Raw genomic sequence first — 13,950 nt, 5'->3', positions numbered from 1 at the left:
AGCCCACGGCAAAAAGAGCTACCACTTCCGACCGTGATAACTCAGTGTTTTATTCATATGAAGACTCTTTCAACTAATCCGGTATTATGTTGAAAGAGTAGGAGTTCAATTTCTTCGCACTCCTATTAATGATTTCTGGAAAAATACTCACTCTTTCAACTAAATTCGAATTATGTTGAAAGACTCTTACTTTCATAATAGACACCATAAAATTTTTTATTCAGTCAAAAAATATTTTTTTGAATAGGCTATAAAACAAAAAAAGAGACCCAATTCTGTACATTACAGACAGAATGGATCTCTTTTTTAGATTATCAATTTGTAAAGCAGCCGTCCTTCTACATCTTAGTTTATGCAAAAGGCTCTTATAGTAAACCTACTGAATGATTTAGTTTTATTTTCTTCAAACTTCTAATTAAAGCTTTATGTAATATTTATAAGCTATATCTTCACAGTTTTTTTTGGTTCAACTAAGTACGCTTGATAATAAGGATTCGAATTTGCCTTATACCGATAACAAGTTAACTTTTTGTTGCAGGATTTGTTATCGAACATCATAATATCTGTCATAGGACATTTCCCTCCTTGCATCTTCAATCAGCAGTCACTACTACTAATCATTATATCCAAACCGAATTGCTGTTGTTCATATTTTAAAAGTAATGAATAGAACATATTAAAAGGCCTGCAAAATGTGCTGCAGGCCTTTTTCTTCGTGGTTTACTCTGTTTAAAAACTATCTTCCTGGATATAACTGTTAGGTGTATAAATTCTTATTTAAAGAGGAGATGAAGTCATATGAAAGATTTAAAGATTCAAGGTGAAAAAGTTGAGGAAAACACCTTAGGATACCATCTTAAACAGCTGAGAAAACAGCATAAACTTACCAGGAAAGATTTAGCGGCTCAATTAGAAGTTAGTTCTTCCTATATTGGCTTGATTGAGACAAACAAACGGCTACCAAAAAAGAAAAAGTTGCAAAGATACGCCAGCACTTTTAACGAAGATATCCATTTGTTAGAAGAGTTGCTGGAAAAGCAAAAAGCAGATGACGAGAGTGTTGACTCTTCAAATGCACCTGCACCATTAGAAAATGATTCTTTGTTGAAGGACTTTATAAGCCATATCAAAAAAGTCCAAACGCCCTTTCAGGAATCTATCCTGAAGCAATGTCTTGAAATCATCAATGAACATTGGAAAGCCTCTCTTGTGAAGTACTCCCTCACAGATCTAATAGAATCAATTAAGAAAGAACTTTCCTTTCAAATTGGTACCAACCATCGTTGTGTTGAAGGTTTACTTCAAGTATCTGAGGAAAACAATATTTTCTTTCGTCTATTCCGAAACAATCATATATTAACTTTAGAACTGCCGAAGAAACACAGAGATAAGATTGACCTGTTTGAACGTTGGGTCGGACCTCATGATTACAGCTTTGCATGTGACCTGGATGTTCCGCACCTCATTGAAAAACAAGCCGGTGCAGTTTATACCTGGTTTTCTCCTCAGACAACGCTTCAGCAACAGTTTGAACACATTTGCAATTCAAAAGTTAGCTTGAATGACGTCCTCCCAAATTCATCACAGTTGGCTTGGTTCATACAACAAAATTCAGAAGCATTAGTAGCAGTTTAATAAAAAGGCATTATAACTTAATTGTTTACCCTTTGTCTGCTTGCTATCAGCAGACATTTTTCTGAACTGCTCTTTCAACTAAAATAGCATTTAGTTGAAAGAGTGATACTATCATAATGGTCACTTCAATAAAGCTATATTCATGATTAATGACATAAATGTATTGTCCTTTTTGGTGACCGAAATTAAAAAAGACAGCCAACCTAATCCATATTGAACAAATCCAGAATGACAACACATACTTAACAAATCATAATTAATAAGTGGAATAATAAATGAAAAAGATTGCTTATTAGATTTGTCTTAGAAACTTACTATTAAAAAAACAAAGAATCCAAGTGGGATTCTTTGTTTTTTAAGTAACTTATTTAATATTTGACCTGCTAACTTCTGTATTAAAGTAATTGTTAAGATACCAATTACTATCTTCAAGAGCTCGAAACATTGCTGATTGCCAAGAATTTAGGTGTACTGCTTCTGCACTTTCAGCATAGTCCTGAAGTTGTATTTTCAGACCCTCTGAGCCAGCCTTACTATAAATTCTTTTCAGCGTTAATTCTCTCATTGTATACTCTTCGGCTGCATTTATGCTAAAGAGTCTCCCTAATTCAAATATTTTCAAGTGATTTTTTGCTCTCATGTATTTTAAATCATCCCAATTCTCTGGTTGAGTGACAAAAAATATAAATGCAATAGGTTTTACTTCTAAAATTTTTGCTTTTAACCACAAGTCTTCCTCAACATCATCAAAGTATGGATGTAATGTTTCTTCTTCTGCCGATAAAGGTCTAGCTGCTGTTTTTGTTTTATTACAATCAAAACAACTTGGAATTAAGTTTATCGGAGTAACCGATAAAGCTGGGAATTTTGCCTTGGGCAGATGGTGATCTAATGTAGAAACAACTCTATGTCCACATATTGGACACTTATTGAGTTTTGGGGCATTTAAAATTCTATCATATATATCTCGGCCAGGTTGGCCTTTTTTTGCCAACTTATCATTATATACATTTTTCATTTCCTGAGTGCTTACAATGCCTGAAACTCCTTCATGAGGTTCAAACGTGTGAAGAGTTTTAGAAGTAACCTTTTCCTCAAACAAGTCTGATGCTGCTACTATATGGCGTGCTGCAGATTCCATTCTGGTAATCAAGTCTTCATCCTGGTAATTACTGATACAAGTTAATAAAACATCTTTTGGTAAATCACTAGGTTTCTTTACTTTTCGCATTAGCCTAACATTCCTTCTTCATCTTTATATAACAAGAGGGCCCTTATAATACCACGAGCTTCCATGCCAAGCTCATCTTTAAAATATTCTAGTACAGAATCGAAATCACCCAGATTATCAACGGCTTCCTCTAACAATTTATGGAATCCTGATTGAGTTACTTCAAGACCAAATACCTCCCTAGTTAATGTACCGATGTTTTCACCAAACGTCTCTATTTCAGGTGGATCTATAGAAATGTCTTTATTTCTTCTATTTATTATATTTACACAGCTTTTAGGGACTTCTTGAAGTACTACAGGTGAATGCGTGGCAATTATTCCTACACCATTTCTAGTTTTTAATAAGTTAGATAATGCACGAGTGAACGCCGAAAGTAGTGGTGGATGTAAATGACCTTCTGGCTCGTCTATTATAACTAAAGTACGCTCTTCCACCGTTTCAACAAGCTTTGTAATAGTTAATAATACTATTTTATGTCCCGAACTTAAATTCCTGAAAACTTTTCTTGCCTTCCTAATATTTTTTTTATGAACTATATGAGAAATTCCTATATCTTTAAATATTGGATCGGCTTCAAGTGTACGTAAAGCCATAATTAGTCTAGTCTTTTTTGATGCCCTTATTACTGCACTTAAACTTGTTTTGAACTCATCACTTAACATATTTATATCTTTCGGAAAGTGCTGTTCTCCTTCTTCGTCACTAATTGTTTCTTCCTTAATAATTTCATCATCTGTTGAGTATTGTTGCTGTAAGCCAACATATGAATATTTCAGACCCTTAGAATTATCCTCTTGTTGAGGAAGAGGTCTAGTCTGATCGAAAGCACTAAATGATACTGATACCAAACTGGCGAATATTTCTTCCTCATCTTCTATTTCGGAATAAAATTTCCCGTACTTATCAGATGTGTCAGATAATACTAACGATTTAATCATATTATTAAGCATATGAGTTTTTCCAACTCCATTACGGCCAATCAACACATGGACATTTGAAGGTGGGTGGGAATCTGGCTTAACCTCAAATAATAATTCAGAAACGTTATTATCTGGGGGAAGGTAAGAAAATTTATATGGAGTTAAACTTGAGTCGCCATTAGCGAGTCTGTTAAATTGCCCTCGTACTGAAGTTCTACTTACTGATCTTAACAAAGAACGTCCCATAACATCTTCATATAAAAATTTATCAAAGAGTCTATTATTTAAAGAAACATCTCTAAGCTTAACCAAAATTTCAAAACGAAGATCTTCATTTAGTTTATTTAGATTTTTATAATAACTTACATCTTGTCCTAAAGAAAAAAACTGATCATCCAACTTTTTAAATGACTCTGTTAAGTTAGGAGAAACGTAAAATTTTTCATCAGGTTCCATTCCTACTTCTCCAATTTTTACTTCTCCAATTTCTTTTGTAACATTTTTGTCTTTATAAATAACTCTATACAAGGTACGATAATCATACCAATCATTCCAATTGTCTTTGATAATATATACCGTTTCCTCAACAGTATCATCACTGCTAGGATAAAACCCCGGTTCTTTAACTATAAATTCCAATTTAATTATCCCCTTTGAAAACTTTCTGAATTTCACTCAATTAACATTAAAAAAATCTTAATATTTTCATTGATCTTATTATAAAAAACAGTATCAATTATGTTTTATTAAAGGATAAATAACAAAAATACTGTCAATCACTTTTATGTACTAGCCAGAAATCCGGATACTAATAGATATTATCAAAGCGCCAAAAAAATGAAGTCGAGTAATATTCTTCACAAATCTCATTATATCTAAAGTCAAAGCTGTGTTTTGTCCAAATATCTTCATTATAATCTCTTCCTAAAAAGTCCTGTTTAACAACATATTTTAAATCATCAGTTTTGTTAGTTCTTTTTGTTTTTTAGATATAACCAATCCAATCTACCGGTTGTTGAACAATGCATGTTTAAATATTTCTTAAAAACAGGATTTTATATGAATAAACTCCCGATATCAAGGTTCTTTTTTCATCATTACCCTTTTTCTCAATATTAAAGGTATATCTAAGATTTTCATTTTGTTGAGTTTTATAATCAATTATAACCCTGTCTACTGTAAACGTTTCCGCAAGAGCTTCCTTGAAATCTGTAGGAATAAATATTGTTTCATTAGTCTCCATGATAAGAAGATCGGCTTTGAGTTCCCAACTCCTTATATCTGAACTCATATGCAATTCCGCAGTTGAATTTAAAACTAATCCCGGCCCACGTTTTTTATTTTCCAAAAGCCAAACCAGGTATTTTTAGTAAATTCACTATTATTAACAAGGCCCAGACCCTTTAAGAAGCTTGAGTATTCCTCATATTCTTTAGTAATAATTAACTTGGTGTTATCTTTTAATTTCATATTTTCAAGATTGTACTGAGCATTAATAAATTCAGTTTTTTAAAAAAATAAAGCCCCCATGATCCCAAAAGTAGGACCAAAATCAGAAATAAAATCTTTCACACCCTTCTCCCCTTCCGCTTACATAATTCTTCAAAAGGGAATGATTTCCTTTTAATAAAATGCAACTTCAGTTAGGGTTAAAATTGCACGATCAAGTTTTCCGTTTGCATCATTATCAGCTAATGCAACTGTAGAAATTTCAGTATTAATTTTAACTGAAACTTTTGTCAAATCATAAATATTGATTGCTGAGTTAGTAACTCCGAATTCATTAGTGAATGCACCAACAGCAAAGTCAATATCACTGAGATCAGATAGACCAGTATTAACTTTTTGTGCTGTAGGCAATTCAACTTTAACAGTAATCATACCATCAGTGTTTACCATATTAACTCCTTAGAACAGAGGTTATAAATTGGAAACATCTGATCTGTGGTTTTGAATATAGCCCTGTACTGTCTGTATAACTTGGTGAGCTGTGTACCTACTTTTCTATATAGAAAAAACCACAAAGACCTAATGTCTCCGTGGTTTTTCTAGGAAAGGGGTGCCAAAAAAAGATTGTAGAAATCCTAAATTCAGCACAAGCATACGCATGTTTCTAAAAAAGCTCTGAAGACCATTATCTTCAGAGCTTCGTACTTACTAACTTAATTAGTTACCTACTTTTACATTCAAGAATGTAGAAGCACCTGATTTAGATGTAGCAATTACACGGAATGTACCAGCTGATTTGGTTGCAGCAATTGAATTGCCAGTAAAGTTAGCAAAATCTAATTTACCACCAGCAACTGTTACTACATCGTCCCCAGATGTATCAGTATAATCCATTTTGTTTGAAATTGTTAGTTTAATATCATCATAAGTATTAGCTGGATCATCAAGTCCTGGAACTACAAATCCACCGAATTGATCTTCTACATAAATGTAAGCTTCTTTAGCATCCAATGCTGTAAAATCAGCTACATTGATTGTTGACAATTCTTTAGCAGTAGAATCTGTGTAAACTTTATCAAGAACATGGATTTTTGATGCAGTAAGGGCTTGTGAAGAAACTGTTACTTGTTTAGTTAGAGTTTTCACTCCATCTTCTGCATTGTAGATTACAGAAATCGTAGCAGTTGCATTTTCACTTAGAGTTGCGTTACCAGCTACATAGTATTTTCCAGCTACATTTTCAATAACAACTTTGTCAGAAGTAGTGGTTACATCAACGATTTTGTTAGCTGGGATAGAAACTGTATTTCCAGTAGCATCTTTAGCAGTAAGCTTAACTTCTTTCGCATAACCAGCACTGATATCGGATGGATCAATGACAGCATCGTCTCCAGAACCAGCTTTGTATAAAGTTGGGATATCAGCGATTGAGTAAGTTAATTTATCGCTAGCATTCGCTACAACATTAAATGAAACTTCTTTAGTAGCGATAACTTCGCTATCTCCTTTAACCAACTTAGCAACCAAAGTAGCAGTTCCTGCTTTAGCTGCGTTAACTTCTACTGATGTAGCTGCTTCTGAAGCATCTTCAACTACTCCATCCTCGTCAGCACCAGTAAGAGTAATTGCTTCATTTGCATCCTTAACAGAATATACTACTTTGTAGTCATCTGCATTTCCAACTGCATTTGCATATTGATCTAACACTTCAAAATCAACTGTAGTAGCAGCCCCAACTGCAAGAGAAGTAGAATGTTCGCTATCAGCATGTACTCTGATTGAAGAAGCTACAGCTGGCTCACCAATTGTAACATTTAGTTTAAATGTTTCACCAGTCGAGTTAACAGTTACAGTAATTACAGCTTTTTGACCTTTTGTACCATGAGTACTAACAACTAACTTACCATAGTTGTCTTCATTAGCATCATTTTCAATTTGTGCAGTTGCTACAGAGTTGTTCGTAGAAGAAATTGTGAATGCAGGAGCATTAACATAGTTTTTAGCTTCGATTGCAGTTCCATAATTGTCAGTTACATTCATAGCAACTGCTCCAGAACCACCTTGCGCAACTTCTAAAGAAGACTGATCAAGAGATACTTTGCTAATAACACCAGCTTGTTGTTTTACTTCTAAAGGTAAACGATACACATCACCTGTAACTTTATTAACGAATGATAATGTTACCTTACCGTATCCACCAAATCCACTAATTCTCACCTTTTTAACAGCAGGTGTTCCTTCAGAAATGAAAGTTACATCATCAGAAGCAATGATATTTTCATCAGAAGATACAACTGCAATGTTATCACTTGATAGCGTTAGAGAATTTCCATACTGGTCAGCTGCATTGTAAGCAACTTTAACACCTTCAAGGTCTTCAGTTAAAAGAGTTTTTCCAGTTGGAAGCTCTGTAGAACCAAAAGTTAAACTACTTAATTGAGAACCAGCTACAACAGTTAATTCTTTAGAAGTAGACAAGCCAGTAGCTTTGTGTAGGAAAGAAACTTTAACTACATCGCCCACTTTAAAATCATCAGCATCATTATCTGAATCAATTGTAAATACTTTGTTTGTGCTGTCAAAACCTAATTCAATTGCATGAGACTGAGTTACATTGTAAGCAGTAACATTGTAGTCCGCTTCATTAATAGTAAGTGCTTCACCATATTGATCTTTTAATTCAAGAGCAACAGAAGATGCATTAGCATTATCTACAACATTTGTTGTTTTAACAGCTAAAGAAGCCGCTTTTTGTGCTTCAACTGTAAATGTCTTAGCTTGATCTTCTTTTAAACCTTTAACGGTTACTTCATATGAGCCCGCTTCTAATACTAGTCCACTTGTACGAACCAATTTCACAGAAGTTCCAGCAGCACTTTCAACTTTGAAAGGAGCTACAGTTCCATTAACTTTTACTTCATAAGTAACTTTAGACTGCTCATCGGCTGTAAGTGCTTTATCAAACTTAACTTCAACAGTTTTTGTGTTAATCGCACTTACAGACTCAACTTTAGGAACTGCAAGTTCAGCTTTTTTAGCTTCGATTGCTTTACCAGCGTCTTCGATGCGTTTTCCAAGATCAGCTTTTGCAGACTCAGTGTCAACTTTTGTGTAAGAAGCTTTTGCAGTTGCAAGAGCGTCTTCAGCAGCTTTTACAGTAGCGTCATCTTTAAGAGCTTTAACAGCTTCTTCAAGTTTTACAACGTCAGCTGTAGCTGTTTTTACTTCGTTCCACTCAGTTTTGAAATCGCCAAGTGTTTTTTCAGCTGCAGAGATTCTTTTAGAAAGATCAGTTTTTACAGAAGCTGTGTCAACTTTAGCGAAAGAAGCTTTAGCAGCTGTAAGAAGGTTTTCAGCAGTTGCTACAGTAGCTTCATCTTTAAGGCCTTTTACAGCAGACTCAAGAGCTACTACATCAGCAGTTGCAATTCTAACATCGCTAAGTTCAGCTTCAACAGCTTTGATTTTTTTGTCTACTGCAGTTGCAGCAGTTTTAGCTGGAGTAAGGTATTTAGCAGTGAATTGTGCACGTGGGCTTTCACCGTATACAGTACCTTTTACTACATGCTTAGAGAAGTTAGTTGTAGCTGTTTTAAGAGCAGCTTGATCTTTTTTAGCTCCAGCAAGATCGAAAGAAGCTTTTTTAAGCTCGTCGTTTACGTTCTTAGTAGCTGTTGCAAGAGCAGCACCAAGGTCTAGAGCTTTGTTGTAGTTAGCAGCATAAGTGTGAATGCCTTTAACTGCTTTAAGTTTGCTTTCTAGAGCAGACTTAGTTTTGCCTTTGCTAAGCTTTTTAACTTCAGCAACCGCTTTGTTATAAGAGCTTACAGCAGCTTTAGTGTCGATTTTTTTGAATGCAAGTTTCTTTGCATTGTATTGATCTTTTACTTTCTTAGCATCTGCCTCTGCTTTTGTTACTGCCTTGCTTGCCGTTGATGTAGAAGCAGCGAATGTTGCTGGTGCTACAGAAACGAATGCACTTGCTGCAACAGTCGTTGCTGTCGCGATCTTAAGAGCTTTCTTTTTGTCCATTACCTGAAATTCCCCTTCCTAAATCACAATTATTTTATAAAAACTAATCAGAGAGCAAAATCTTCCGGACAAGGAAGCTATGTAACTATCTACCTATTGCCAGCTCCAACTAATTTTTAAAACCAAAAGCCTTTGTCGGACAAGATCACCTATTAGGTATTTAGTATATTAAAATAGGAATAATCTTCCAACTGTGTAATACATTTCATATGATATAACAAATTACGATAAAAAGCTAGTATTTTTTGTAAACTTAATGTTATTTTTTTACTACCTATTAACATAAATTACAATATTAATAGTACATTAAGTACAAGACTATTTTCTTATCCTTACTTGCTACAAAAGTATTATCGACAGTTTTTGTCAGATATTAATAGTTTTCTTAAAAAATAATATTCTTTTTTTTCATTTGTCGAAAAAAAGAAATAAGGACTGCCAATTGGCAGTCCTTATTAAGTCCTAATACTATTGAATCTGTTGTATCCAGCCTTTGCCTTCTGTTCCTTCTACATAGAGCCAGTTGCTCCATTTTTTCGTAGCTTTCACCGTTTGCGGCTTAAGGGTGGTTGTCGTTTTCTTTGCTTCGATCGGCAGGGAATACAGCGGTGTATCGGCTTTTAGCTCAACTTGCTGGTTCACAGCTGTCGGATTGAAATCTACTGTATTGCTGTCCTTCTTGATCCAGAGGTCATAATTGAACTTTGTCTTGACCGCGTAATAGCTGCCATACGATTTAATGGCTTGAACTTCACCTGCATAAAGTTTGCTTGTTGTTTTCTTGGATGCAATCGGAGAATAATAAAGCGGTGTTGCTTCTTTTACGAGAAATGTCTTTGGTTGTGTATGAAAATCAGTGACGGTGCCTGTTACATAGTTATCTTTTAAAATCCACTTTTTGCCGTAATCTTTCGTGCTGATTCTAAAATAGCCGCCTTTTGTACCGATTGCCGTCAGCTTTTGCGCTTTTAGCTTTGTATTCGTTTTGTAAGTGGAACTTGGACGGTCGTACAGGTTAAATGGCGCGAACGTTGTGATCGTTGTGTTCGTTTTTGTAAACTTCTTCTCCCACAGCTTCTTTCCTTCATTTGCTACATAAAGAGCTGCTTTACGGTTTCGGTTCCACTCCTCATTGATCACGGATACCGGAGGATTGGTCTCACCAACATGATAGCTCAGTTCCGGTGTTAAGCCTGGACGGCCATATTGCGTGATGAACCAGTCTTTGTAGCCTCCACCCTTTTCGTCGTTGTTCGCTTTAACGAGCTTATATTTGGTCATGGCTGCGAATTCCTTGGCCATCGCGTAATCACGGTTATAGTTTGCCTTTTTATTTAGATAGTGCCAGTAAAGGATGCGTCCGGATGTATGATAAGAAATGGTCGCTTCCGGATTAACATAGGACGTGAAGTTATAGAGAAGCTTTACTTCAGGTGCCTCAAGCGGTTTTGTTCCTTTGTACATTTGATAGGAAGGCTTTGGTGCTTCGCTGCGCGGAATCTGAGACCAGCCGGCTGGATACTGGCGGTTAAGGTCAATTCCCTGCGCGTTGGCTTTCCAGCGCTTGAAGTTTTTGCTCCCTTTGTTCATTTTGATGAGGCCAGCATGTGCTGACTTCGGAAACTCTTTTAAGCCTGATTGCTGAAGGGTGACCCCGTCCGGATTAACCATAGGTACGATCCAGATCGATACATCATTTAAGAGATTGCGAACGTTGTAGCCTTGGTAGGTTGTATTCTTCTTGTAAGCATCACTGTAGGCATCCACCATTTCCATGGCGATGTTCGTCGTGATCCATTCGCGTGCGTGGTGAGAGGCATTGTAGAATACCGTGGCATCCCCTTTTCCCAGCTTAATCGCATAGACGGTTCGGCCGTACTTTGTTTTGCCGAGTGCACGGTATTGAACAAGATCCGGATAAGCTTTTGCAAGCTGCTTCATATCCGTTGTCATTTCGGAGTATGTATACGTCTGAATCGGGTTAACATAGCTGGCTGCCGAAGCGGATGGCGTAATGCTGAAGCCAGACAGGCCGACAAGAACAGCCAGTACTAGAGCAAATAATGTTTTTTTCATCCTTTTCCCCCTGTTTTATGGAGTTTTTGTTTTTTCCCTAACTCTCTAATTATACTAGAAAAGGAATAATTCAGAACATAAGGATAATTACGTATCTTTTTGTCAAATAAAGGTGCCAGGCACTGCAATTACATACTTGTGTAATCGCGGTGCCTGGCACCAAAGCGCTCAAATTATTTTTTAATCCAGCCTTTGTATGCTGGGGAACTTACGTATTGCCAGCTGTTCCATTCTTTTGTGATGGTAATAGCAGTTCCTTGAGGGATAGTGACTGTTGAGTTGCTTGAATCCAATGGTAAGAAATACACTGCCGTGTCAGCTTCTGTTGTTTTTTCCACAGAAACGGTCTTTGGGTTAAAGTCCGCTGTTTTGCCTTTTGGAATCCACTTTAAGCCGTATTTTTTTGTACGCCGTACCAGTTTCCGGTTTCTTTAATTGCTTTTACTTCACCTGCCGGAAAAGTTTTTGCGTATTTCTTGCTGATGGACGGCAGATTGTACAGTTGTGTCTTTTCTTTTAATAGAAGAGCTTTTGGTTTTTTTACAAGGTCAATGAGGTTATAGGACCCTTTTAAGTAGTGATCCTGTGGGATCCACTTTTTACCCGATGCTGTGTTCAGCCTGAAATAGTTTCCTTTCACGGCAATCACCGTTACCTTTCGCGGCTTTAATACTGCTTTTGTTTTATAGACTGCTCCTGGGCGGTCATACAAATTGATAGAATCAAAGGTTGTGATCGGCATGTTTACTTTCTTAATTTTCTTTTCCCACAGCTTTCGTCCTTCATTTGCAACGTATAGACCCACCTTTTTGTTTCGGCGCCATTCTTCGGATATCATCTTAACCGGCACATTGGTCTCCCCGACGTGATAGCTGAGTTCAGGTGTAAACCCCGGGCGGCCGAATGATGACACAAACCAGTCTTTATAGCCCCCTCCGCTGTCCGAATTGCTTGGAGCTACAAGGCGATAGCCGGTCATCGAACCAATCGCTTTTGCCATCGTATAATCGCGGCTGTAGTTTTCTTTTTTCGTACGATAGTGCCAGTAGAGAATTCTCCCCGATGTATGATAGGAAATGGTAGCCTCCGGATCGACATAATAGGTAAAGTCATACATTAGCTTTGTTTCAATCGTTTCAAGCGGCTTCTTTCCATTGTAATTCTGGGAAGCTGGCCCGCTGATGCGCTTGGAGAGGAGGTTCCATCCTGCAGGATATTGGCGATTTAGATCAATGCCCTGGCCGTTCGCTTTCCAATGCTTAAAGTTTCTGCTTCCTTTATTCATTTTGATCAGCTTGCTTTGTACGGATTTCGGAAAAGCAGTGACTCCCTGCTGCTGTAATGTAACTCCATCCGGGTTTACCATTGGCACAAACCAGATGGAAACATCATTTAATAGAGTTCGAACATCATAGCCATCAAACTTTTTCTTGCTGGCATACGAGCTGCTGTATTGGTCGATCATTTCCATGACGATGTTGGTGCCGAGCCATTCCCTGGCATGGTGGGAAGCATTGTAGAAAACAGTGGCATCTCCCTTTCCAAGTTTAACGGCCCAGATTTCCCGGCCATACGAACTTTTGCCAAGTGAACGGTATTGAATCAGATCTGGATATTTTTTGGCAAGAGCTTTTATGTCCCTCGTCATTTCTGTGTATGTATACGTTTGAATCGGATTCACCATGCTTGCTGCTGAAGCCTCTGGCGCAATGCCGGATAGGAAAATAAGCATAGCCAGCATGAAAATCACTAGGTTCTTTTTCATAATTACCTCCTAAACACTTTTATGCCATAGCAAAGATTGTATAATAAAAGAAAAACGGTAAAGAAAGGAAAGAATAATGAAGAAATTTCTGAGTTTACTAGTTTTAGGAATCTTTGCGTTCTGTTCGTTCACTCCTTCGTATGCAGTTTCCATGCCTTCTCATCAAAAAGCCTTGCTTAAAAAAGTGTATAAAGATAAGAAGGCAAAACAGGCAGTATTTGTGACAGCGGACAAGGCAGACAAATTCACGGCCAAAATCACGGCATATGAGTATATAAAAGGCAAATGGGTGAAGAAATACTCCATGCCCGCTGTAATCGGGAAAAACGGCATCAGTCCGAAGAAAAAAGAAGGTGATGGAAAGTCCCCCGCTGGCATCTTTTATATCGGCCGAAGCTTTGGAACAGTTAAGAAACCTTCCGGAGTAGATCTTCCTTACACAAAAACTGATCAGTATGACTACTGGGTCGATGATGTGACATCCAGGGATTACAACAAATGGATCGTGTACAAAGGTGATCCTGAAAAGCGCTGGAAGTCCTTTGAACGCATGAAGCTTGAGCCGCTTTATCATTACGGAGCGATCATCGAGTACAATACGCATCCGATTGTAAAAGGAGCTGGAAGTGCGATATTCTTCCATGTTTGGAGAGCGTCGGATAAACCGACAGCCGGCTGTACGGCAGTGTCTCAAGATAATGTGGTCAAGCTGCTTAAATGGATGGATCCAGCCAAGAAGCCAGTGTTCATTCAAGGAACCGTAGAGCTAATGAAGGATATGTATTAATAGAAGGTTTAGATTTGGTGCCAGGCACCGATAATCGCGGGCCTGGCACCAA

9 protein-coding genes are annotated in these 13,950 nt (G+C 37.1%); 2 read left to right on the top strand and 7 right to left on the bottom strand.

Annotation, left to right across the window (positions count from 1 at the left end):
* Positions 1-798 precede the first annotated feature (798 nt).
* Positions 799-1,635, top strand: coding sequence for a helix-turn-helix domain-containing protein (locus OKX00_RS03525; RefSeq protein ID WP_265409444.1), 837 nt, complete (start codon positions 799-801; stop codon positions 1,633-1,635).
* Positions 1,636-1,999: 364 nt separating this feature from the next.
* On the opposite strand, the gene OKX00_RS03520 is transcribed toward OKX00_RS03525, so the two are convergent.
* The 7 genes from OKX00_RS03520 to OKX00_RS03490 form a co-directional block, all read right to left on the bottom strand.
* Positions 2,000-2,866, bottom strand: a complete 867-nt coding sequence (locus OKX00_RS03520; RefSeq protein ID WP_265409443.1) for an HNH endonuclease — start codon at positions 2,864-2,866, stop codon at positions 2,000-2,002.
* The gene (locus OKX00_RS03515) at positions 2,866-4,428 is read right to left on the bottom strand and encodes an AAA family ATPase (RefSeq protein ID WP_265409442.1); all 1,563 of its coding nucleotides are present in this window, start codon (positions 4,426-4,428) and stop codon (positions 2,866-2,868) included. Before OKX00_RS03515 ends, OKX00_RS03520 begins: the two co-directional genes overlap by 1 nt.
* A 391-nt stretch (positions 4,429-4,819) precedes the next feature.
* Positions 4,820-5,137 (bottom strand): hypothetical protein, encoded by a 318-nt coding sequence (locus OKX00_RS03510; RefSeq protein WP_265409441.1) that lies wholly within the window; start codon positions 5,135-5,137, stop codon positions 4,820-4,822.
* 275 nt (positions 5,138-5,412) lie between these two features.
* On the bottom strand, positions 5,413-5,688 hold the full coding sequence (locus OKX00_RS03505; protein WP_265409440.1) for a hypothetical protein: 276 nt from the start codon (positions 5,686-5,688) through the stop codon (positions 5,413-5,415).
* Positions 5,689-5,955: 267 nt separating this feature from the next.
* Positions 5,956-9,270: a hypothetical protein gene (locus tag OKX00_RS03500; protein ID WP_265409439.1), complete on the bottom strand. Its 3,315-nt coding sequence runs from the start codon at positions 9,268-9,270 to the stop codon at positions 5,956-5,958.
* A gap of 468 nt (positions 9,271-9,738) precedes the next feature.
* Positions 9,739-11,346, bottom strand: coding sequence for a M14 family metallopeptidase (locus tag OKX00_RS03495; protein ID WP_265409438.1), 1,608 nt, complete (start codon positions 11,344-11,346; stop codon positions 9,739-9,741).
* Between the two features lie 388 nt (positions 11,347-11,734).
* Positions 11,735-13,111: a M14 family metallopeptidase gene (locus OKX00_RS03490; RefSeq protein ID WP_265409437.1), complete on the bottom strand. Its 1,377-nt coding sequence runs from the start codon at positions 13,109-13,111 to the stop codon at positions 11,735-11,737.
* A gap of 76 nt (positions 13,112-13,187) precedes the next feature.
* Here OKX00_RS03490 and OKX00_RS03485 point away from each other — a divergent pair, with 76 nt between their 5' ends.
* On the top strand, positions 13,188-13,898 hold the full coding sequence (locus tag OKX00_RS03485; protein ID WP_265409436.1) for a L,D-transpeptidase family protein: 711 nt from the start codon (positions 13,188-13,190) through the stop codon (positions 13,896-13,898).
* Positions 13,899-13,950: the final 52 nt, after the last annotated feature.

It is taken from the genome of Fictibacillus sp. KU28468, from assembly GCF_026153615.1.
GTDB classification, from domain to species: domain Bacteria; phylum Bacillota; class Bacilli; order Bacillales; family Fictibacillaceae; genus Fictibacillus_C; species Fictibacillus_C marinisediminis.
Note: the sequence above shows the minus strand (reverse complement) of the source record. Positions and strands in the feature narration are given on the sequence as shown.

Bases quoted from the DNA above. Each gene is read 5' to 3' on its own strand.
- OKX00_RS03495 (WP_265409438.1), bottom strand. From the start codon at position 11,346: ATGAAAAAAACATTATTTGCTCTAGTACTGGCTGTTCTTGTCGGCCTG.
- OKX00_RS03500 (WP_265409439.1), bottom strand. From the start codon at position 9,270: ATGGACAAAAAGAAAGCTCTTAAGATCGCGACAGCAACGACTGTTGCA.
- OKX00_RS03520 (WP_265409443.1), bottom strand. From the start codon at position 2,866: ATGCGAAAAGTAAAGAAACCTAGTGATTTACCAAAAGATGTTTTATTA.
- OKX00_RS03505 (WP_265409440.1), bottom strand. From the start codon at position 5,688: ATGGTAAACACTGATGGTATGATTACTGTTAAAGTTGAATTGCCTACA.
- OKX00_RS03525 (WP_265409444.1), top strand. From the start codon at position 799: ATGAAAGATTTAAAGATTCAAGGTGAAAAAGTTGAGGAAAACACCTTA.
- OKX00_RS03490 (WP_265409437.1), bottom strand. From the start codon at position 13,111: ATGAAAAAGAACCTAGTGATTTTCATGCTGGCTATGCTTATTTTCCTA.
- OKX00_RS03485 (WP_265409436.1), top strand. From the start codon at position 13,188: ATGAAGAAATTTCTGAGTTTACTAGTTTTAGGAATCTTTGCGTTCTGT.